This window comes from Aldersonia kunmingensis, assembly GCF_001646865.1.
GTDB classification, from domain to species: domain Bacteria; phylum Actinomycetota; class Actinomycetes; order Mycobacteriales; family Mycobacteriaceae; genus Aldersonia; species Aldersonia kunmingensis.
Genome location: NZ_LRRB01000230.1, coordinates 48,521 through 69,265, shown reverse-complemented (window position 1 = coordinate 69,265; position 20,745 = coordinate 48,521). Strand labels below are relative to the sequence as shown.

23 protein-coding genes are annotated in these 20,745 nt (G+C 66.3%); 17 read left to right on the top strand and 6 right to left on the bottom strand.

Features of this window, described 5'->3' with window-relative positions; genetic code table 11:
• Together A8G08_RS18130 and A8G08_RS18125 are read left to right on the top strand one after the other, a co-directional pair.
• Positions 1-399 (top strand): amidohydrolase family protein (locus A8G08_RS18130; protein WP_157108634.1); only part of this gene is annotated, 399 nt, incomplete at its 5' end.
• Positions 400-519: 120 nt separating this feature from the next.
• Positions 520-1,503, top strand: a complete 984-nt coding sequence (locus A8G08_RS18125) for an LLM class F420-dependent oxidoreductase (protein WP_068277157.1) — start codon at positions 520-522, stop codon at positions 1,501-1,503.
• Between the two features lie 31 nt (positions 1,504-1,534).
• Here A8G08_RS18125 and A8G08_RS18120 read toward each other — a convergent pair whose 3' ends face one another.
• From A8G08_RS18120 to A8G08_RS18105, 4 genes are read right to left on the bottom strand one after another with little or no spacing between them, the layout of a single operon-like run.
• On the bottom strand, positions 1,535-2,557 hold the full coding sequence (locus tag A8G08_RS18120; protein WP_068277151.1) for an ABC transporter substrate-binding protein: 1,023 nt from the start codon (positions 2,555-2,557) through the stop codon (positions 1,535-1,537).
• Positions 2,554-3,483 (bottom strand): ABC transporter ATP-binding protein, encoded by a 930-nt coding sequence (locus A8G08_RS18115; RefSeq protein ID WP_084436463.1) that lies wholly within the window; start codon positions 3,481-3,483, stop codon positions 2,554-2,556. The genes A8G08_RS18120 and A8G08_RS18115 overlap by 4 nt, the downstream gene beginning before the upstream one ends.
• The gene (locus A8G08_RS18110) at positions 3,480-4,571 is read right to left on the bottom strand and encodes a FecCD family ABC transporter permease (RefSeq protein ID WP_068277149.1); all 1,092 of its coding nucleotides are present in this window, start codon (positions 4,569-4,571) and stop codon (positions 3,480-3,482) included. The genes A8G08_RS18115 and A8G08_RS18110 overlap by 4 nt, the downstream gene beginning before the upstream one ends.
• On the bottom strand, positions 4,568-5,623 hold the full coding sequence (locus A8G08_RS18105) for a FecCD family ABC transporter permease (protein WP_084436461.1): 1,056 nt from the start codon (positions 5,621-5,623) through the stop codon (positions 4,568-4,570). Before A8G08_RS18105 ends, A8G08_RS18110 begins: the two co-directional genes overlap by 4 nt.
• 305 nt (positions 5,624-5,928) lie before the next feature.
• On the opposite strand from A8G08_RS18105, the gene rpsP reads away from it, so the two are divergent.
• The 10 genes from rpsP (at position 5,929) to A8G08_RS18055 (ending at position 13,898) form a co-directional block, all read left to right on the top strand.
• Positions 5,929-6,378 (top strand): 30S ribosomal protein S16, encoded by a 450-nt coding sequence (rpsP, locus tag A8G08_RS18100; protein ID WP_068277147.1) that lies wholly within the window; start codon positions 5,929-5,931, stop codon positions 6,376-6,378.
• Positions 6,375-6,617, top strand: a complete 243-nt coding sequence (locus tag A8G08_RS18095; RefSeq protein ID WP_068277145.1) for an RNA-binding protein — start codon at positions 6,375-6,377, stop codon at positions 6,615-6,617. The genes rpsP and A8G08_RS18095 overlap by 4 nt, the downstream gene beginning before the upstream one ends.
• Before the next feature lie 54 nt (positions 6,618-6,671).
• Positions 6,672-7,187: a ribosome maturation factor RimM gene (rimM, locus tag A8G08_RS18090; RefSeq protein ID WP_068277142.1), complete on the top strand. Its 516-nt coding sequence runs from the start codon at positions 6,672-6,674 to the stop codon at positions 7,185-7,187.
• On the top strand, positions 7,187-7,888 hold the full coding sequence (trmD, locus tag A8G08_RS18085) for a tRNA (guanosine(37)-N1)-methyltransferase TrmD (RefSeq protein WP_068277139.1): 702 nt from the start codon (positions 7,187-7,189) through the stop codon (positions 7,886-7,888). The genes rimM and trmD overlap by 1 nt, the downstream gene beginning before the upstream one ends.
• Positions 7,889-8,099: 211 nt before the next feature.
• Positions 8,100-10,457 carry a Tex family protein gene (locus tag A8G08_RS18080; RefSeq protein ID WP_068277198.1) on the top strand — a complete coding sequence of 786 codons (2,358 nt, stop codon included), beginning with the start codon at positions 8,100-8,102 and terminating at the stop codon, positions 10,455-10,457.
• Positions 10,458-10,486: 29 nt separating this feature from the next.
• The gene (locus A8G08_RS18075) at positions 10,487-11,341 is read left to right on the top strand and encodes a hypothetical protein (RefSeq protein ID WP_068277135.1); all 855 of its coding nucleotides are present in this window, start codon (positions 10,487-10,489) and stop codon (positions 11,339-11,341) included.
• Positions 11,342-11,531: 190 nt separating this feature from the next.
• Complete coding sequence (gene rplS, locus A8G08_RS18070; RefSeq protein ID WP_068277196.1) at positions 11,532-11,873, top strand: 50S ribosomal protein L19; 342 nt, start codon at positions 11,532-11,534, stop codon at positions 11,871-11,873.
• Between the two features lie 134 nt (positions 11,874-12,007).
• Positions 12,008-12,763 carry a signal peptidase I gene (gene lepB, locus A8G08_RS18065; protein ID WP_068277193.1) on the top strand — a complete coding sequence of 252 codons (756 nt, stop codon included), beginning with the start codon at positions 12,008-12,010 and terminating at the stop codon, positions 12,761-12,763.
• A 9-nt stretch (positions 12,764-12,772) separates the two neighbouring features.
• Complete coding sequence (locus tag A8G08_RS18060) at positions 12,773-13,555, top strand: ribonuclease HII (RefSeq protein ID WP_084436455.1); 783 nt, start codon at positions 12,773-12,775, stop codon at positions 13,553-13,555.
• A 37-nt stretch (positions 13,556-13,592) separates the two neighbouring features.
• Positions 13,593-13,898: a DUF2469 domain-containing protein gene (locus A8G08_RS18055; RefSeq protein ID WP_068277133.1), complete on the top strand. Its 306-nt coding sequence runs from the start codon at positions 13,593-13,595 to the stop codon at positions 13,896-13,898.
• A gap of 7 nt (positions 13,899-13,905) precedes the next feature.
• Here the strand turns inward: A8G08_RS18055 and A8G08_RS18050 are convergent, their stop codons facing one another.
• Positions 13,906-14,613 carry a DUF427 domain-containing protein gene (locus A8G08_RS18050; protein WP_068277132.1) on the bottom strand — a complete coding sequence of 236 codons (708 nt, stop codon included), beginning with the start codon at positions 14,611-14,613 and terminating at the stop codon, positions 13,906-13,908.
• 86 nt (positions 14,614-14,699) lie between these two features.
• Complete coding sequence (locus A8G08_RS18045; protein WP_068277131.1) at positions 14,700-15,890, bottom strand: amidohydrolase family protein; 1,191 nt, start codon at positions 15,888-15,890, stop codon at positions 14,700-14,702.
• 110 nt (positions 15,891-16,000) lie between these two features.
• Between A8G08_RS18045 and A8G08_RS18040 the strand changes: the two genes are divergently transcribed.
• The 5 genes from A8G08_RS18040 to dprA all read left to right on the top strand — a co-directional run bounded on the left by A8G08_RS18040 (position 16,001) and on the right by dprA (position 20,702).
• A complete protein-coding gene (locus A8G08_RS18040; protein ID WP_068277130.1) occupies positions 16,001-16,891 on the top strand; it encodes an acyl-CoA thioesterase in 891 nt (296 codons plus the stop codon).
• A 63-nt stretch (positions 16,892-16,954) separates the two neighbouring features.
• Positions 16,955-17,569, top strand: coding sequence for a restriction endonuclease (locus tag A8G08_RS18035; protein ID WP_068277129.1), 615 nt, complete (start codon positions 16,955-16,957; stop codon positions 17,567-17,569).
• A 108-nt stretch (positions 17,570-17,677) separates the two neighbouring features.
• Positions 17,678-18,031 (top strand): YraN family protein, encoded by a 354-nt coding sequence (locus tag A8G08_RS18030; protein ID WP_245672882.1) that lies wholly within the window; start codon positions 17,678-17,680, stop codon positions 18,029-18,031.
• A complete protein-coding gene (locus A8G08_RS18025) occupies positions 18,031-19,539 on the top strand; it encodes a YifB family Mg chelatase-like AAA ATPase (protein ID WP_068277126.1) in 1,509 nt (502 codons plus the stop codon). Before A8G08_RS18030 ends, A8G08_RS18025 begins: the two co-directional genes overlap by 1 nt.
• Positions 19,536-20,702, top strand: a complete 1,167-nt coding sequence (dprA, locus tag A8G08_RS18020; RefSeq protein WP_068277125.1) for a DNA-processing protein DprA — start codon at positions 19,536-19,538, stop codon at positions 20,700-20,702. The genes A8G08_RS18025 and dprA overlap by 4 nt, the downstream gene beginning before the upstream one ends.
• Positions 20,703-20,745 lie beyond the last annotated feature (43 nt).

Genomic DNA, 20,745 nt, shown 5'->3' with positions numbered 1-20,745 from the left:
GTGCCGACGCTGATCAACATCGAGACGTTCCCTTCGATCGCGGCCGGCGCGGACAAGTTCCCGGCCTATCAACGGCACATGCTCGACCTGCACGCACGCGTGACGCGCACGGTGGCCAACGCCCACGATGCGGGAGTGCCGATCTACGCGGGCACCGATGCGGGCGGTTCTATCGTGCACGGCCGGATCGCCGACGAGGTGGCCGCACTTGCCACGGCCGGTCTCTCACCGACCGAGGCGCTCGGGGCCGCGAGCTGGACCGCGCGCAGCTGGCTCGGGCGGCCCGGGATCGAGCACGGTGCGCCGGCGGATCTGCTGGTCTACCGCGAGGATCCACGGACCGGGCCCGACGTGCTGTCTGCGCCGGACCTTGTGGTGTTGCGCGGTCGGGTGCACTGATCCGTCAATGAAGTGAACGTCCCGTCGTTCCTTCGTGCGGAGTGAACGGAAGCGTTCGCTCCGTCTAACGCAACAAATCTTCCGTTCACAGCGTGCGTTAGCGGCGTACGGTCGATTCACGTGAGCATTCGACTCGGATATCAGATCCCGAACTTCAGTTACGGCACCCCGGTGAGCGAGCTGTTCCCCACGGTGCTCGCTCAGGCCCGCGAGGCCGAATCCGCCGGTTTCGATGCGGTTCTCGTGATGGACCACTTCTACCAACTGCCCGGCATCGGAACTCCCGACCAACCGATGCTCGAGTCCTACACGGCGCTGGCGGGCATCGCCACGGCCACGGAGCGGATCCAGCTGTCGACGCTGGTCACCGGCAACACCTATCGCAACCCGGCCATGCTGGCCAAGACCGTCACAACGCTGGACGTAGTGAGTGGTGGACGTGCGGTCCTCGGCATCGGCGCAGGCTGGTTCGAGCTCGAGCACAACCAACTCGGCTACGAATTCGGCACCTTCACCGACCGATTCGAGCGGCTCGACGAGGCGCTGCAGATCATCGATCCGATGCTGCGCGGACAGCGCCCCACCTTCGAGGGCAAGTGGTACCGCACCGAGAACGCAATGAACGAACCACGATTCCGCGATGATCTGCCGATCCTCATCGGCGGCAGCGGCGAGAAGAAGTCGTTCGGGCTCGCGGCCCGCTACGCCCAGCACCTCAACATCATCTGCGGTCTCGACGAGATACCCCGCAAGCGTGCCGCGCTCGACGAACGGCTCAAAGAGGTCGGGCGAGAGCACATCGAGACGAGCTACCTCGCGACGGTGATCCTGGACGAGGATGGCGACAAAGCCCGTGCGGTCCAGCTCGACGCCATGCGCGCACGCGGATTCGACGTCGACAGCCTGAGTGCCGAGGAACTCGCCAACCTCGATCCGCGGGTCACGCGCATGTTCGTCGGCTCGCCGGACGAGGTGGCCAAGCAGATCCAGGAGCGAGTGCTTGCGCACGGTATCGACGGCGTGATCATCAACATGATCGCCAACGGTCACCAGCCCGGCATCGTCGAGTTGGCAGGAAAGGCGTTGGCGCCCTTGGTTCGGTGAACCGCGAGTTCTGTCGGTGCGCTGGGCCGGGCTACTGCGTCTGCGGCAGCTTCGCCACCGCCTGCTGGACCTGTGGCACAGCCTGATCCAGCGCGACCGCGAGCGACTGTGGCGTGCCCGCCTGCAGGCCCTGATTGACTTCGCTCTTCTCGTCGAGGAATACGGCCCGGCCGTCTTTGACGACAGGGAGCGCGTTGATCAGTGGATCGCCGGTCAGGTCGGACATCGGCAGGTAGATCGTCGTCAGTGCGGACACGTTCGCGTCGAGCGCGGCGACTCGCTCGACGGGAACGTTGGCGAAAAAGCCGCTCGCGCTCAGTTGCTGCACAGGCGGATTGGGTACGAAGCCCATCTCTGCGAAGACATCGAAGCGTGAATCGCCGGGCAGGTACGCGCCGTAGGCCTGGCCGAATTTCGCGCCATAGACGAACGTCTTGCCGGCGAACTGCGGATTGGCTTCCTTGGCGGCGGTGATCTTGGCGTCGGTATCGGCCACCTGCGCGTCACCCTCGGCGGTCTTGCCCAAGGCCTGCGCAATGATGTCCGTCTGCTCGCGCCAGTTGATCGCGTAATCGGGTGTACCCGCCGGCGCGCTGATCGTCGGCGCGATCTGCGAAAGACGTTCGTACACCTTGTCGTCGAGCTTGCTACGGACGTTGAGGATGACGTCCGGCTCCATCATCAGGATCTGTTCGTAATTGAACGTGCCATCGCCCACCGGCATGATGGTCGGCGATACATCGCCGAATTGTTCTGTCGCCCAAGGGCCGACGCCCTTGTACTCCTCGCCGAAGCCCTGCCAGTCGAAGATCGCCACCGGTTTGTAGCCCAGCGACAGTGCGATCTCGCCGTCCGACCAGCCGAGCGCGACGATCTTCGGATCGCCTTCCTCCGGCGCGCGGACCTCGATATTGCCGTAGGCGGTGTCGACCGAGCCGATCACCTGCCCGCTTGCACTGTCGCTGTCGCTGTCGCTACCACACGCCGCAAGCGCCGTCGTGAGGAAGAGCGCGCACAGCATCGCCGAAAGCGCTCCGCGGACCGGGTTTCTCATCCCTCTGTTCCTTTCGCCTCAACCTCGACTTGCTCGGTGCGCGGTACACCGGAAGCCCCGTTGCCCTTGCTACGTTCGCGCAACGTGGCGGTGTCGCCCGGCAATGCCGCGGAATCGACTGCGCCCTCGGCGGCCGGAATCACCATCGGGGTATTGGTTTCGGGGTCGGGCACGACGGTGCACCGCACTCCGAAGATCTGCTCGACGCGTTCCGCGGTGAGCACGTCGTCAGGGCTGCCCTCGGCCAGAATCGCCCCGGAGCGCATGGCGACGATGTGGGTGGCATAGCGCGCGGCTTGGTTCAGGTCGTGCAGGACCGCGACAAGTGTGCGCCCCTCGCTGTGGAACCTGCGGCACATCTCCAGCACCTCGAGTTGATGCGCGAGATCGAGATACGTGGTCGGCTCGTCGAGCAGCAGGATCTTCGTCTCCTGCGCCAATGCCATTGCCAGCCAGACTCGTTGCCGCTGGCCACCCGAGAGAGCATCAACTGTGCGGGTGGACAGTTCGGTGAGCCGGGTGGCGGCCAGCGCGTTGCGCACCGCCAGCTCGTCCGCGTCCGTCCATTGCTTGAACAGCTTCTGATACGGGAAGCGGCCGCGCGAAACCAGATCGACGACCGTGATTCCTTCGGGCGCGGTGGAGGATTGGGGGAGGAGGCCGATCTCACGCGCGAATTCCTTGCCGTTCATCTTGTGCACATCGCGCCCGTCGAGCGTGACGGATCCCGCTGTGGGCGGGAGCAGCCGGGACAGCGCGCGCAGCAGTGTCGACTTGCCGCATGCGTTCGGACCCAGGATGACGGTGAACGAGCCGTCCGGAATGTCGACGTCGAGCCCATCGATGATTGTGTGGTCGTCGTAGCCGACCACGAGCCCGCGGCCGACGAGGCGGGCGGGCGCGGAGGCGGTGGGCACGTCGGTCACGAGGAGACCTTTCTCGCCTGGACGATGAGCAACCAGAGCAGGTACACACCGCCGATGGTCGCGGTCACGACGCCTACCGGAAGCTGGGTCGGCGCAAGCAAAGTCCGTGCGATCGCGTCGCTGATCACCAGCAGCGTCGCACCGACCGCGGCGGTGGTGACGAGCGGAATTCCGGGGGTCCGCGCGATCCGCATGGCGACCTGCGGGGCCATCAGCGCCACGAACGCGATCGGGCCTGCGACAGCGGTGACGAACGCCGTGAGGCCGACGCCGATGACGAGCAGTTGGATTTGCACGCGCTGGGTGTGCACGCCCTTGCTGCGCGCGGAATCGTCGCCGAACTCGAGCAGCCGCATGCTCGGGGAGACGACGGTGAGCGCGGGAAACAGGATGATCACCGCGATGAGCATCGGCACGACGTCGGCGTAGTCGAGGGTGGCGAACGAGCCCGCACCCCATGACGCGGCAGAGACGGCGTTCTCGACGTTGGCATTGACCAGGAGGTAGCCGTTGAGCGCCGAAAGCATCGAGCTCAGCCCCACGCCGACGATGATCAGCCGATAGCCCTGGACGCCGTCGCGGAACGCGAGGAAGTAGATGGCGACGCCGGTGAGCAGGCCACCGATCAGCGCGCCGATCGACGAACCTGTCGAGCCGAGACCGAGGCCGAGCCCGGCGATCAACGCGCCGGTGTAGGCACCCGCATTGAATCCGATGATGTCGGGGCTGCCCAGGGGATTTCGGGTCATGGTCTGGAAGATCGCGCCGCTCACCCCGAGTGCCGCACCACCGATGATCGCGGCCAGCACCCTCGGCATCCGCCAGTCGAGCACCATCTGTTCGGTGGCCGCCGACGCGGTTCCGGTGAGCGCGTCGAGCACGGTCGACAGCGGCATGCGGGTGCTGTCGTCGGTGCCGAGCGACAGTGACCAGAACCCGACGAGCAGCGTGACCACGAGCAGGATCACGCTGACCCACACCGTGCGGACGTCGACCTTGACGCTGATGCCGCGGTTCTTCGTCGCGAAGAACCGGATGCGGCTCGGCCAGATGTCGGGGTCGGTGCTTGTGTCGGGTGCGGTGCTCATAGCGATCGGTCCCCGCGCCGCCGGACCAGATAGATCAGGACGGGCGCGCCGATGAACGCGGTGACCATGCCCACCGGGAGTTCGCTCGGCGTGATGACGCGCCCGATCATGTCCGAGGCGAGAAAGATGATCGGCGCCACGACCAGGCTGCCGGGCACAACCCAGCGCTGATCGGGTCCGACGATCATCCGGACGGCGTGCGGAACCATCAGCCCGAGGAACGTGATCGGCCCGACGGCGGCAGTACCGGCGCCGCACAGGATCGTCACCGATGCGAATCCGGTGGACCGGATCAGCCCGACTCGGGCTCCGAGCGCGCGGGCGCGATCGTCACCGAGGGCGAGCACGTTCAGCGACGCGACGAGCAGTAGCGCCACCACGATTCCGGCAATGACGAACGGCATGATCTTGCCGAGCACCTCGGTGCTTGCGCCCTGCAGCGAGCCGACCTGCCACTGCCGGATCGCGTCGAACGCCTTCGGATCGACCAGGGTCATGCCCTGCGCGATGCCGTTGAACACAGCGCTGAGTGCGACGCCGGCGAGGATCAGCTTTGCCGGGCCCGCGCCGCGCCGTCCGGTCGCGCCGATCAGATAGACGGCGGCCGCGGCGATCAGTGCGCCCAGCATGGCGAAGGCGATATTGCCGGTGGTCGAGGTGACGCCGAACGCGACGATGCCCAGGGCCATGAAGAAGTAGGCGCCGGCGTTGACACCGAGAATGCCGGGATCGGCGAGCGGGTTGAGGGTGATCGCCTGCATCAGCGCGCCGGCCACACCCAGGGCGGCGCCGACGACGAGCGCCATAAACGTGCGCGGTACCCGCTCGGTGCGGATGAGCTGGTCGTTCAGGGTGCCGGTGGGGTGAAACAGTGCGTTCCAGGTGTCGGCTGCGCTGATATCACCGCTACCGACGAAGAAGCTCAGCATGGTGAGCGCGGCAAGTAGGACGAGAAGTCCGACGAGGATCGTGAGCCGGCTGAATGCCGTGCGCGGGGTGTCTTCGGTGCCAAGCGGTGCCTGCGCGGTGGGCGCCGTCGCCGTTCCAGTCACGTGGGGGAACCGCGGTGGTCAGGCGATACGGGGACGGTGAGCATGTGAGGTCTGCTTTCGCGAGGTGGCTCAACTGCCGACAATCCAGCTAAGGTTAGCATCGGCTAACTCGGTGACGGGGGTGTTTCACAACGCCGTCACGAGGACCGTGATTTCGCCCAGAAGTACGTCGTCTGGCACAATGGAACGCTGTTCGCCCGTCTCCGGTTACGCACCGCGCGGCGGTCACAACACCCATCAACGCAAAACCGGGCACGCATGCCATGCGCGCTGCCGAATTGCGCCGTGACCATAGAAGGAATGAAATGGCTGTCAAGATCAAGCTCACCCGCCTCGGCAAGATCCGCAACCCGCAGTACCGCATCGTCGTCGCCGACTCGCGTACCCGCCGGGATGGCCGGTCCATCGAGACCATCGGCAAGTACCACCCGAAGGAAGAGCCGTCGCTCATCGATATCGATTCCGAGCGCGCTCAGTACTGGTTGGGTGTTGGCGCTCAGCCGACCGAGCCGGTGCAGCGCCTGCTCGAGATCACCGGTGACTGGCAGAAGTTCAAGGGCCTGCCGGGCGCCGAGGGCACGCTGAAGAAGGCGGAGCCGAAGCCGAGCAAGCTCGACCTGTTCAACGCCGCGCTGGCCCAGGCCGACGCCGAGCCGGTCGCCGCCGCTACCACCCCGAAGAAGAAGGCCGCCAAGGCCGACGCTGAGGCGACCGAGACCGAGGCCGCCGAGGGCGCCGAGGCTGCACAGCAGTGAGCAGCGTTGTCGCCGACGCTGTAGAACACCTCGTTCGCGGCATCGTCGCCAATCCTGACGACGTTCGCGTCGAAATGATTACCGGGCGGCGTGGCCGCACGATCGAGGTGCACGTCCACCCGGACGACCTCGGCAAGGTGATCGGCCGGGGCGGTCGCACCGCCACCGCGCTGCGGACCCTGGTCACCGGTATCGGTGGCCGCGGTATCCGCGTCGACGTCGTCGACACCGACCGCTGAGCGCGGTGCGCTCGTAGGACCGCTGAATCTGCCGAACGACGGGGGACACGACCGATGGAATTGGTAATCGGTCGTGTCGCCAAGTCGCACGGTATCCGCGGCGAGATCGCCGTCGAGGTTCGCACCGACGAGCCCGAACTGCGCTTCGCGGCCGGAACCGTGCTGCGTGGTCGCCGGCCCAAGTCGGATGCGACAACCGAATACACCGTGTCAGCCGCCCGGGAGCATTCCGGGCGGCTGCTCGTTTCTCTGCGCGGGGTCGACGACCGCAATGCCGCCGACGCCCTGCGCGGAGTGCTGTTCATCATCGACTCCGCCGACGTGCCGCGCGGCGACAATCCGGACGAGTTCTACGACCATGAACTCGAAGGTCTCCCGGTTCGGCTGACCGACGGAACCGCGGTGGGCACGGTCTCCGAGGTGCTGCACAGTGCGGCTGGGGAATTGCTCTCGGTGCGTGCCGAGGACGGTCGCGAGATCCTGGTGCCATTCGTCACCGAGATCGTGCCGGAGGTATCGCTGACCGACGGCATCGTCATCGATCCGCCCGAAGGACTCTTGGACGTCTGATGCGCCTCGACGTCGTCACGATATTTCCCGAATACCTCGAGCCACTGCGAGCGGCCTTGCTGGGCAAGGCAATCGAGCGCGGGCTGATCAGTCTGGACGTCCACGATCTGCGGCGGTGGACTCACGATGTGCACAAGGCCGTCGATGATTCTCCGTACGGCGGCGGGCCCGGCATGGTCATGAAGCCGACCGTCTGGGGTGATGCGCTGGACGAGGTGTGCACCGAGGAAACGCTGTTGGTCGTCCCCACCCCGGCCGGAGTGCCGTTCACGCAGGCGACCGCCCAGCGGTGGGCGAGCGAGAAGCACATCGTGTTCGCCTGCGGCCGCTACGAGGGCATCGATCAGCGGGTCTTCGACGACGCCGCCCGGCGGATGCGCGTGGAGGAAGTCAGCATCGGCGACTACGTCCTCATCGGCGGCGAGGCAGCGGTGCTCGTCATGACCGAAGCCGTGGTGCGGCTGATGCCGGGCGTGCTGGGCAATCAGCAGTCGCATCAAGAGGATTCGTTCTCGAGTGACTCGGCCTTGGGGGGTCTGCTCGAAGGGCCGAGCTACACCCGCCCGGTCAGTTGGCGTGGCCTCGATGTGCCGGCGATCCTGCTGTCCGGGGATCACGCAAAGGTGGCGGCATGGCGCCGGGAGGAATCGCTGCGGCGGACCGCCGAACGCCGCCCGGACCTCCTCGACTCCGAGGACTGACCCGCTTCCAGCCTTCCCGGGTGCAAACCTTGTTCGACTGGACGAAGTTTCGCCCCCGAGAACACATTTCGCACCCATGAACGGCTGCCAGACGCGAGCAAGTTTGTTCGTGCGGGCAAAGAAAGTTTGTTCGCGCGGGCGAATCTCGCGTGAATCCCGTCCGAAACGGCGCTCACGGCGTTGTCCCACCCCGCGGGTAGTGTCTGTCGGCGTGACGACAGCGCTACAGAGTGTGAACAGCCGCATTGCCACGGAACTCGCGGTCGGCGGAGGACAAGTCCAGGCCGCGGTCGACCTGCTCGATGCAGGCTCCACGGTGCCGTTCATCGCCCGGTACCGGAAGGAAGTGACCGGGGGCCTCGACGACGCCCAGCTGCGGCAGCTGGAGGAGCGGCTGGGCTACCTGCGTGAGCTCGACCAGCGCCGCGGCGCGATCCTGGAATCGATCGACTCGCAGGGCAAGCTCGACGACACGCTGCGCGCTCGGATCCTCGAAGCCGATACCAAGGCCCGTCTCGAAGACATCTATCTGCCGTACAAGCCGAAGCGGCGCACCAAGGCACAGATCGCGCGCGAGGCCGGGCACGAGCCGGTCGCGGACGCCCTCTTGAACGACCCCACGACAGACCCCGCCTCGTTCACTGCCGAACAGCTCGACGGTGCACGCGCCATCCTGGTCGAACGCTTCGCCGAAGACGCGGATCTGGTGGGCGAGCTGCGCGAAACCATGTGGAAGCGCGGGCAAATGAGCTCGGCGGTGCGCAAGGGCAAGGAAGAGGCCGGCGCGAAGTTCGCCGACTACTTCGAATTCGCCGAGCCCTTCGAATCGCTCCCGTCGCACCGCATCCTGGCGATGCTGCGCGGGGAGAAGGAGGAGGTCCTCGCGCTGTCGCTCGATTCGGACACCGAGGAGCTGGAGCCCGGTACCCGGACCGTGTACGAGCAGCGCATCGCGGCTCGTGTCGGCATCGCGGATCGCGGCCGTCCGGCGGATCCGTGGCTGCTCGACACCGTGCGCTGGGCGTGGCGCACCAAGTTCTCCATCGGCCTCGGTGTCGACATCCGGATGCGGCTGCGGCAGTCGGCCGAAAAGGACGCGGTCGACGTGTTTGCCGCCAACCTGCGTGACCTGCTGCTCGCCGCGCCGGCGGGCATGCGCGCCACGATGGGGCTGGACCCGGGCTACCGCACCGGCGTCAAGGTCGCCGTGGTGGACGGCACCGGCAAGGTCCTGGCCACCGAAGTGATCTACCCGCACAAGCCGCAGGATCAGAAGGAGAAGTCGCTCGCGGTGCTCGGTGCACTGGTCGCGCGGTTCGGCGTCGAACTGATCGCGATCGGTAACGGCACCGCCTCGCGCGAGACGGATGCGCTTGCCACGGAGCTGATTTCACGCATCGGTACCGGGCAGAAGCTGAGCAAGATCGTGGTGTCGGAGGCGGGTGCTTCGGTGTACTCGGCCTCGGCTTACGCCTCGCGCGAACTGCCGGACATGGACGTCTCACTGCGCGGCGCGGTGTCGATCGCGCGCCGGCTGCAGGATCCGCTGGCCGAACTGGTGAAGATCGATCCGAAGTCGATCGGCGTCGGGCAGTACCAGCACGACGTGTCGGAGACGCTGCTCGCCCGCTCGCTCGGTGCCGTCGTCGAGGATGCCGTGAACGCGGTCGGCGTCGACGTGAACACCGCGTCGGTGCCGCTGCTCGCGCGGGTGTCCGGCATCGCGGAAGGCCTCGCGGAGAGCATCGTCTCCTACCGTGACGAGAACGGCGCGTTCCGCAATCGCAACGGACTCAAGGACGTGCCCCGGCTCGGTCCGAAGGCGTTCGAGCAGTGCGCGGGCTTCCTGCGGATCGGCGACGGCGAGGACCCGCTGGATTCGTCCTCGGTGCACCCCGAGGCGTACCCGGTGGTGCGACGGATCGTCGACTCGGCCGGAATCGGTGTGAAGGAGCTCATCGGCAACGCGTCCGCACTGCGGGCACTGCGTCCGGCGGACTTCACCGACGAGCGGTTCGGTTTGCCGACCGTCACGGACATCATTGCCGAGCTCGAGAAGCCGGGCCGCGACCCGCGTCCGGAGTTCAAGACCGCGACCTTCGCTGCGGGTGTGGAGAAGGTCGCCCACCTGCAGCCCGGGATGGTGCTCGAGGGTGTCGTCACGAATGTGGCCGCGTTCGGCGCATTCGTTGACGTGGGCGTGCATCAGGACGGCCTGGTGCACGTGTCGGCGATGTCGCACACCTTCGTCAAGGATCCGCGCGAGGTCGTGAAGTCCGGCGACGTCGTGAAGGTGAAGGTGCTCGAGGTCGATGTCGCCCGGCAGCGAATCTCGCTGACGCTGCGGCTCGATGACGAGGTGGGTAGTGCCAAGCCGGCGGCCGGTGGTGGACAGCCGAACCGGTCCGGTGGTGGCCGGCCTGCCGGCGGGGATGCGCGTGGAGCCCGTCGCGATGGTGGGGCCCAGGGCCGCGGGGATCGCTCCGGAGGTGGCCGATCCGGTGGCGGTCGCGCCGAGGCGTCGGGTTCGATGGCCGACGCGCTCCGGAAGGCGGGCTTCGGGCGGTAACTTGGGCGCAGGCGGAGCGGGAGTCGGCAATGGCGCATTGGTTTCAGGACCAGATAGTCGAGCGTGGCCGACTTCCGCTGTTCTGCTTCCTGCTCGGGTTCATAGCCGCGTTCGCGTTCATCCGCTTCAGCGTCCGGATGATCCGGGCTCAGGTGAAGTGGTGGCCGGGCAATATCACCCCCGGCGGGCAGCACATCCACCATGTCGTTTTCGGTGTTGTGACGATGATCGTGTCCGGGGGCGCGCTGATCGCGATCTATGAGGATGGCTCCAGCGAATCCGGCGCGATCCTCGCCGCACTATTCGGTATCGGCGCCGCGCTGGTTCTCGACGAGTTCGCGCTGATCTTCTATCTCAAGGACGTGTACTGGGCGGAGCAGGGCCGATCCTCGGTGGACGCCGTTTTTGCCGCGATCGCCGTCACGGGATTGGCGTTGATGGGTTTGCACCCCGCGGAGATGGTGGACTTCGCATCGATGCGCGACACGGAAACCTGGTGGGAGTTTGCGGTTCTGCTCATGTTCGGTGTGATGAACCTCGCACTCGCCGCCATCGTCATCCTCAAGGGCAAGATCTGGACGGCGCTGATCGGTCTGTTCATCTTCCCAATCCTGCTGGTCGGTTCGATCCGGCTGGGGCGTCCCGGCGCGCCCTGGGCACGCTGGCGCTACACCACGCGTCCGAAGAAGATGCAGCGTGCGGTGCGCAGGGAAAGGCGGCAGCGCCGGCCGATGATTCGCGCCAAGATCTACGTCCAGGACATAGTCGCCGGACAACCGAGCATCGCGCACGCGAGGGCTGCCACCGAGGAAGAACTCGACAGGATCGTCGTACCCGCCCGCCCGCCGCACGAGGAGCGGTTGCCGGAGCCCGCCGACTACTAGCACTGCGACCCGCGGGCCTCGCGCGGCCGCTCCCGTGACGTGCGATTTCACTACACCGGGGCTCGTCTGGCACAATTGACGGGTTGCCTGGATGGGCACACCGACCTATCAGGGGTATGAACCGGTCGAGCGCTGCGGTATCGCGCGCCGCCAGGTTCCTCTGCTCGAGCGAAACGCAAGGATGGAATCGATGAACACCCTGGACTTCTTGGACAAGCAGTCGCTCCGTAGCGACATTCCGGAATTCCGCCCCGGCGACACGTTGAACGTGCACGTGAAGGTTATCGAAGGCTCGAAGGAGCGCATCCAGGTCTTCAAGGGCGTCGTGATCCGCCGTCAGGGCGGCGGCGTTCGTGAGACCTTCACGGTCCGCAAGGTCTCGTTCGGTGTTGGCGTGGAGCGCACCTTCCCGGTGCACAGCCCCAACATCGACCACATCGAGCTCGTGACCCGTGGCGACGTCCGCCGCGCCAAGCTGTACTACCTGCGCGACCTGCGCGGCAAGGCTGCCAAGATCAAGGAAAAGCGCTGATTTTGCGCTCGGGGTCGTACCACTGACCCTGGTCCGGCTGGCAAATTCGCCCGCATCGGACAACTGAAGACACAGTGAAGCCCGGCGCCTCGGCGCCGGGCTAACCTGTCTCTGTGGCAGACGAGGCACCGCCGGTGAATACATCGACAGGCAGCGAAACAACTCCCGAAACCAATCCCAAGAAGAAGCAACGGCCCTTCTGGCGAGAGCTCCCGATTCTCATCGTGGTGGCCCTGCTGTTGAGCTTCCTCTTGCAGACCTTCATCGCACGCGTCTATCTGATTCCGTCCGAATCGATGGAGCCGACTCTGCACGGCTGCGCCGGGTGCACCGGGGACCGCATCATCGTCGAGAAGCTCAGCTACGCTTTCGGTGAGCCGAAGCCCGGCGATGTTGTGGTGTTCCTCGGACCCGACTCCTGGAGCGCCGACTACAAGTCCATTCGCTCGGACAATGCCGTCATCCGCACGATGCAGAACGTCGGTTCCGTATTCGGCGTCGTGCCGCCCGACGAAAACGATCTGGTGAAGCGAGTGATTGCCACCGGCGGACAGACCGTCGAGTGCTGTGATGAGCAGGGCCGAGTGATGGTGAACGGGAAACCGCTCGACGAGCCGTACGTGAAGAGCGACTTCCCGTTCGTCCCGGGTCAACTGACCTGCACCACCGAACGCAAGTCCCCGCGCTGCTTCGGCCCCGTGACCGTGCCGGACGGCAACCTGTGGGTGATGGGCGACAACCGCAACAACTCGGCGGACTCGCGCTACCACGTCGGCGATGAATTTCAGGGCACTGTGCCGGTGGACAACGTCCGGGGCAAGGCCGTGTTCATCATCCTCCCGCCGGGCCGGATGGGCGTGATTCACTCGCCGGATATCCAGTCGAACTAGGACCGCTGCATGGGTTCGTGGCCGCCTCGTACCGTGATTCGCAAATCGGCGGGTCTGCGGACGCTCGAGTCCGCCCTGGTGCGGGGTGGGCTCGGCCCGGTCGCGGGAGTCGACGAGGCGGGTCGTGGCGCGTGTGCGGGACCGCTGGTGGTCGCGGCGTGCGTATTGTCGCCGAACCCGATGTCGTCGCTGGCGGGCCTGGACGATTCCAAGAAGCTCACCGAGAAGGCCCGTGAGGCGCTGTTCCCGGTGATCAAGCGTCGGGCTTTGGCGTGGCATGTGGTGTGCATCCCGGCGTGGGAGATCGACGAGATCGGCATCCACGTCGCCAATATCGAGGGCATGCGCCGCGCGGTTGCGGGTCTGGGCGTCGTGCCCGGCTACGTGCTGACGGACGGATTCCGGGTTCCGGGCATCCCTGTGCCGTCGCTCCCGGTGATCGGTGGTGACGCGAACGCGGCATGCATCGCGGCCGCGAGCATCCTGGCGAAGGTCACTCGGGACCGGATGATGGTTGAGCTGGACCGGCGGCTCCCTGGCTATGAATTCGCCGCGCACAAGGGCTACAACACCCCCGTACACACCGCGGCGCTGCACAGGCTCGGGCCCACCAGCGAGCACCGCCGGTCATGGCGCAATGTGCCGCAGATCCCCGCGGGTACCGACGACACGGTGATCGACCAGGGAGCGCTCGTTGACGGCTCGGTCGTCGGCGGCCGAGTTCTCAACAGCGCTGCGGAATCGGGCCTGCTGGGCGACCGGATGGCGGCGATGCCGCAGAGTGCGACATGATTGATCGATCCGCACGACGAGGAGGACACCGCATCCGATGAGCGCAGAGGATCTCGAAAAGTACGAGACCGAGATGGAGCTCTCCCTGTACCGCGAGTACAAGGACATCGTCGGGCAGTTTTCCTACGTCGTGGAGACGGAGCGGCGGTTCTACCTGGCCAACTCGGTGGAGCTGCTGCCGCGCAACGCGGACGGCGAGATCTACTTCGAGGTGCGGATGGCCGACGCCTGGGTGTGGGACATGTACCGCCCGGCGCGGTTCGTCAAGCACGTCCGGGTCATCACGTTCAAGGATGTGAACATCGAGGAACTCGACAAGCCGGAACTCCGCCTGCCGGACTGAGTCTCGGTCAGCGCTGCTCGAAAACGCCTGCGGCAAGCGTTGACTCGGGCAGTTCAGCGACGATGTCGACTTTCGCGGCGTCGAAGCTGAGGAACCCCTTGATCTGCGTCGATTCCGGCATCGGGTCCGGGTAGCTCCACGCGATATCCGGCACCACGACGTCGCCGATAACCGCGGACCAATAGGTCGCGTAGCCCTTGTAATTGCAGTAACTCGTGGTCTCCGTGCGCTGCAACAGATCCGTGCGTACCAACGCGGGATCGACATAGAGCCGCGGGACCAACGAGGTCTCGAACAGAATGATCGTGTCGGACGTGTCGACCAGCGTGGTTCCCGCAACCTCGACGCGCAGCCTGCGCTGCGTCGGGCGGCAGTCCACGCGGTGATAGGGGTTGGGCGGGTAGTGCACGAGCCGGCGGCCCTCTTCCGACCACGCATCCACCGCATCCCACGGCACCGCGACGTAACCGGGTGCGTTTGGCTCCGGTTCGCCTGGCAGGTCGCCGATTTCGTCGGACGGGAAGACATAGGAGAGCGGGCGGCCGAGGCGGTGGACCATCAGCGCGCGTTCGGTGTCGATGACGGTACGGCCGTCACGGAATGCCTGGACGCGGCGCGGATGTGGCTCGATGAACACCACGGTTTCGGGGACGGCCGGTGTGAACCATCCAGCCGGGTCGTTGCCGAACGGTCCGCGTCCCGCCACCAAACTCATCGTGGGTGCTCCTTGCTGGTTGCCGGGATCGCGGTACTCACACGCGGGCGCTGCGACGGCGCGAGCCGCCGCAGCGCCGCTGAGGGTCAGGCCGATACCTGCTGCTTGATCTTGAACAGGTCCATCATGTTGCCGCCCATGATCTTCGCCTGGTCCTCGACCGAGAGGTCGGAGATCTCGTCGACGAAGTTGCGCGGCTCCGCCATGCCCTCCGGATGCGGCCAGTCGGAGCCGAACACGACGCGGTCGGCGCCCATGGTCGCAACGACCTCGGCGAAGTTGTCCTCCCAGAACGGGGCGACGTAGACCGCACGCTTGAACGCAACGATCGGGTCCTCGAGGAACTCCTGCGGCATCTTGCGGTGTACGTCCGCGAACTGCTTGAGCAGGTGCGAAACCCACGATGCGCCGTTCTCGATGGACAGGATCCGCAGGTCCGGGTTGCGGCTCAGGGCGCCGTGCGCGACGAGGGCGGTCATGGCGTCCTCGATCGGGCGCTTGCCCATCGCGATCATCCGGAACGCGTTCGGCTTGAACGGCAGGTACTCGTCACCCGGTTCCCACACGTTGAGGAACTCGGCGTAGCCGGAGTCCGAGGCGTGCATCGACACGGGGATGCCGGCCTTGACGCACGCCTGCCAGAACGGGTCGAACTCGGGCAGGCCGAACGAGCGGCTGCCGCGGAACCCCGGTACCGGCGCGGGTCGGACCAGCACGGTCTTCGCGCCGCGCTCGAGACACCATTCGAGCTCTTCAAGCGCTCGGTCGACGATCGGCAGCGTAATCACCGGGGTGGCGAAGATGCGGTCCTGGTAGTTGAACGACCACGTCTCGTACATCCACTGGTTGAGCGCGTGCACGACATCGTGAATCGCCTCGGGATCGTCCTTGAGGCGCTCCTCGACCAGCGAGGCGAGCGTGGGGAACATCAGCGCGTAGTCGAGGCCGAGCTCGTCCATCACCTCGAGCCGCGGTCCGGGCTCACGGAATGCCGGAATCGACGGGATCGGCTTGCCCATGATTTCGCGGTAGGACTTACCGCCACTGCCGCTGCGGTAGTACTCCTCCTGCGCGCCCGGTCGGGCGACCACGTCGAAGGTCGGGTTGGGGATGTACTCGCTGATATGGCCGCGCACGACGATCTTCGTGCGACCGCGCACCTCGACGTAGTCGATAAGTCGCTTGCGGTTCTCCGGCAGGTACTTCGTCAGTGCTTCCCGGGTCTCGTACAAGTGATTGTCGGCATCGAAAACCGGGAACGGCAGCTCGCGGGGCATGACGAACCTCCACCATGGTGTGTTAGGGGAATTCTCCTAGAAAGAGCGTGACATTCTCATTCTGAGTTGTAAAGCTTCTAACCTGTCAAACATAGAAAGGATTGCGGACGATGACGGCGGATTCGCAGGACGTGGAGACGACCTATTGGTCGGCGACCAAACTGCTCGAGATGTTCGACGTGACACCGGACGGTCAGGACCGGTTCATCGGCGAGACCGGCATCGACGACGGCGAGGACCGATTGGTCGTTGAGGGCACGCAGGTGCTCGCACAGGCCGTGGTCGCAGTGGCGAAGCGATGCCCGGACAAGTCGATCCGTTCGGCACACGCGGTGTTCAGCCGGCCCATCGTCGTGGAGACGCCTGTAGCGCTGGTGCTCGACGTCATGCATGAGGGTCGCTCGACCGCCACGGTGCTGGTGTACGCGGAGCAGAATGGCAAACGGTGCGCGGTCATCACGGTGCTCGCCGATGTGCCTACCGGGGACGTCATCCGCCACCATGCGCCGCGGCCCGATGTGACGGCACCCGAAGGCGCGATCGACACGCCGATGGGCGTGACCGGCCGCGAGGTGCGTCTGGTCGATGTCCACGATGTGAACAGCCCCGATGAGGTGGGCCCGCCCGAGCTGTATGCGTGGCTGCATTACGACCCCATCCCGCAGCGCGACGATCTCGCCAAGGCGCTGCTGGCGCATTTCACCGGGCACCTGTCGATCTCGACGACCATGCGCGCTCATCCCGGAATCGGCACCAGCCAGGCGCATTACACGGTTTCCACCGCGCCCATGACCGTGACTGTGAGCTTCCACGAACCGGTGAAGTGGGACGGCTGGCTGCTGTACACCCACGACAGCACGCAGGTCGGTGCCGGCATGTCGTACGTGCGCGGGCAGGTGCACACACAGGCAGGGGAGCTGATCGCCTCGTTCGTGCAGGAGGGATTGATCCGCCCGATGCGCACAACAGATACCGCGATCGACGTGCGGGCGCGGTTGTAGCGGAAGCGTTTTCGCCATGAACCGGTCGTCGGCGCTGGACGGCCGGTTCTGTAATATCCGCGCGTGGTCTACATCAATACGCCGCGCGAGGCCGAGTTCAACGCGGTGGCCAGGATGCGCTCGCTGGGGTACCTCGACGCGCACGTGTGTGAGCCCGGGGCCGACGGCGGAGTCGATGCGATTTCTGAGCGGGCACTCGGTCAGGTGAAGCACAAAGGTTCCCAAGTGGGTCGGCCTGATATTCAGCGGCTGTATGGCGCGCGTGGCGACCGGACACATCTGGACCTGTTGTTCTTCAGCGCGAGCGGGTACTCGCGCCACGCGGTTGATTACGCCGACGAGGCGGGAATCATGCTCTTCACCTATGACCTGAGTGGTGAGCTCGAGCCGGCCAACGACGCTGCGTACGCGCTTGCAGAGAGCGGCTACGACGGTTTCGAGTACTCCGACGACGAATACGTCGAAAACGAAGCGCCCCGGCCACTCGACATCACCGATCGTGGGCCGGCGGGCCACAGCGGACGGCTGTACAACCAAATCGGCGTGTGTTCAGCGGTCTTGGGAACCGTTGGGCTGGTGGCTGCCGAACGATGGTCGACCGCGATTGGTCTACTGCTGTGGACTTTCGCGTTGTTCTGCTGGATTGTCGGGTGGTCCGTTGGGCGGAGTAGCAGGTAGCGCCTCGCTCGAGGCGGTTATCCACAGTCGCCAATTCGCTAACAAGGCAACCTATTTCGCCAGGTCACGCCTCCTGGGTGGGGTCGCCGTTGCGCAATGCTCGATCGCGTGGGAAACAACAAGGCACTGGGTGCTCGGGGTGAGGATCTCGCCGCCGAGTTTCTCGAGGAGTGCGGGTTGCGGATCGTGTGCCGCAACTGGCGGTGTCGCTACGGCGAGTTGGACCTGATCGCACGAGACGGTCCCGTGGTGGCGTTCGTCGAAGTGAAGACTCGCTCCGGAACTGGCTTCGGGTCGCCGGCCGAGGCGGTGACGTTCAGCAAACAGGCGCGGATCCGCCGCTTGGCGGGGCTGTGGCTGACCGAGCAATCCGGCTGGGTGGACGTCCGGTTCGACGTGGTGTCAGTGCTTTTGGGGAAGGGCGCTGACCCGGTTATCGAGCATCTGCGGGCGGTGTTCTGATGGCGCTCGGACGTGCGCACTCGGTGGCGGTATCCGGGGTGGACGGGCACATCGTCGAGATCGAGGCGGACATCGGGCGCGGCCTGCCCGGTGTGCACCTGGTAGGTCTGCCCGATACCGCGCTGCAGGAATCGCGCGACCGCGTACGCGCCGCGGTCATCAACTCCGGGGAGGAATGGCCGGAACGGCGCGTGATTCTCGCGCTGTCGCCGGCAACGCTGCCGAAAGTGGGGTCGGTCTACGACGTGGCACTTGCGGCGGCAGTACTCGACGCGGCGGACTCGTTGCCGCCCACGCCTTTGGACAAGACAGTGCTGCTCGGCGAACTCGCCCTCGACGGCCGGATCCGGCCCGTGCGCGGGGTGCTTTCGGCGGTGCTCGCGGCGCGACAGGCAGGGTGGTCGTGTGTAGTGGTGCCCTCGTCGGCGCTTGGCGAGGCCAGTCTGGTGGAGGGCGTCACCGTGCTCGGTGCGGATCACCTTCGCGGCGTGCTTGATTGGCTGCGCGGTAAGGGAGATCTGGCCGCGCCGACTGCACGCAGCGATGACGGCGCACCGGTCCGCGCCGACCTCAGCGAGATTGTCGGCCAGGAGGAAGGCCGCTGGGCGCTCGAGGTTGCTGCAGCGGGCGCGCATCACCTCATGCTCACCGGCCCGCCCGGGGTCGGGAAAACGATGCTCGCGCAACGGTTACCCGGTCTCCTGCCGCCGCTGACCGAACAGGAAGCGCTGGAGGTCACCGCGATTCATTCGCTCGCCGGGCTGCTACCCGGTGACAACCCGCTCATCATCATGCCGCCGTTCATCGCGCCGCACCACAGCACATCGGTGAGCGCGATGGTGGGCGGTGGCTCGGGCATGGCGCGGCCCGGCGCGGTGAGCCGCGCGCATCGGGGCGTGCTCTTCCTCGACGAATGTGCGGAGATCGGCACGAAGGTGCTCGAATCGCTGCGCACCCCACTTGAAGACGGCGAGGTCCGGATCGCCCGCCGTGATGGGGTGGCGCGCTATCCGGCGCGATTTCAATTGGTTCTCGCTGCGAATCCCTGCCCATGCGCGCCCGCTCGGGAAATCGACTGCGTGTGCCCGCCGACGGCGCGACGCCGGTACCTCGGCAAATTGTCCGGACCGCTGATGGACCGGGTCGATATCCGGGTGACGCTGGCGCCGCTTGCGACCGGGTCGTACTCCGGCGAGATAGCGGAAGGTAGCGCGGTGGTGCGTGAACGAGTCGCGCAGGCGCGCTCCGCCGCGGCACAGCGATGGCGGGAGCATGGCTGGCGGACGAATGCGGAAGTGCCGGGGCATGCACTGCGCCAGCGATATCGATTGCCGCGCAAGGCACTGTACGCAGTCGAGGACGCCCTGCGCCGCGGGAGTCTGACCGCGCGCGGTGCGGATCGGGCGATCCGAGTGGCGTGGTCGCTTGCGGATTTGCGCGGTGCGGTGATTCCGGAGGCCGGCGATGTCGCGGCGGCCTTGAACTTCAAGGAAAGGCGGGACCGATGAGCATGCTCGAGCGACGCCGCACTGCATGGGCGTACCTGTCCCGGGTGGCGGAAGGGCCGTGCGCGCCGCTGCTGCAGTTGATCGAATCGGTTGGTGTCCTGGAAGCGGCTCGGGCCGTGCGCGGTTGGGACTTGCCCGAGGTCCTGCGGCGCCGCACCGCCGCACGCAGGCACCTCGACACCGCAGAGCGCGACCTCGAACTCGTGGGCCGAATGGGTGGCCGGCTGGTGACACCGGAGGACAACGACTGGCCGGCGTGGCGGATGTTGGCTTTCGGAAGGGCCCGCGCCGAAGGGCGGCCGGAACGGGGAGACGGCAGCCCTCGAGACCGCGAGTTCGCTGCGCCACTGGCGTTGTGGACGCTCGGCTCAGCACCGCTGTCCGAACTCACCGAACGTGCGGTGGCCGTGGTTGGCACCCGCGCACCGAGTCCATATGGCGAGCACGCGGCCGGCGAGATTGTGGGGGGTCTCGCCGGCCGCGGCTGGACCATCGTGTCGGGGGCCGCGCTCGGGGTTGACGGCGCGGCGCATCGCGCAGCGCTCGCGTCCGGTGGCCGGACCATCGCGGTGCTCGCGTGTGGAATCGACCAGGCGTACCCGGCGCAGCACGCGCGGTTGTTGTCGGATATCGCGCGCGAGGGTCTCGTGGTGAGCGAGTACCCGCCGGGCGTCACACCAGCCCGCCATCGATTTCTCACTCGAAATCGTTTGGTGGCAGCGTTATCGGACGCGGTGGTTGTGGTCGAGGCCGGTCGTCGCAGCGGTGCCCGCAACACGGCCGGCTGGGCACGCCGGCTCTCGAGGCCCTCGCTGGCCGTGCCGGGGTCGATCGCATCGGTCACGTCGGTGGGGTGTCACAGGATGATTCGCGACGGGGAGGCGCGTTTGGTCACGTCCGCAGATGACGTCATCGCCGAGGCCGGGCCTTTGACACTGCCGGTAACCGCCGAACTGGCCATTGCCCGTCCCACCGATGAGCTGCGTGGCGACTCGCTGGCCGTCTATGACGCGTTGCCTGCGGTCGGATCACGAGGTCCGCGGGAGCTGTCCGAGGCATCCGGCGTGGCGCTCGTCGACGTGCGGTCTGTTCTGCCGCAATTGGAGACAGCGGGATTCGTGGGCCGGGACGAAGTGGGGTGGTTCCGCATGCTGTCGCACTGAGTCGCGATGCCCGTGCTGCGCACGGCGATCGGCCCGGTTCTCG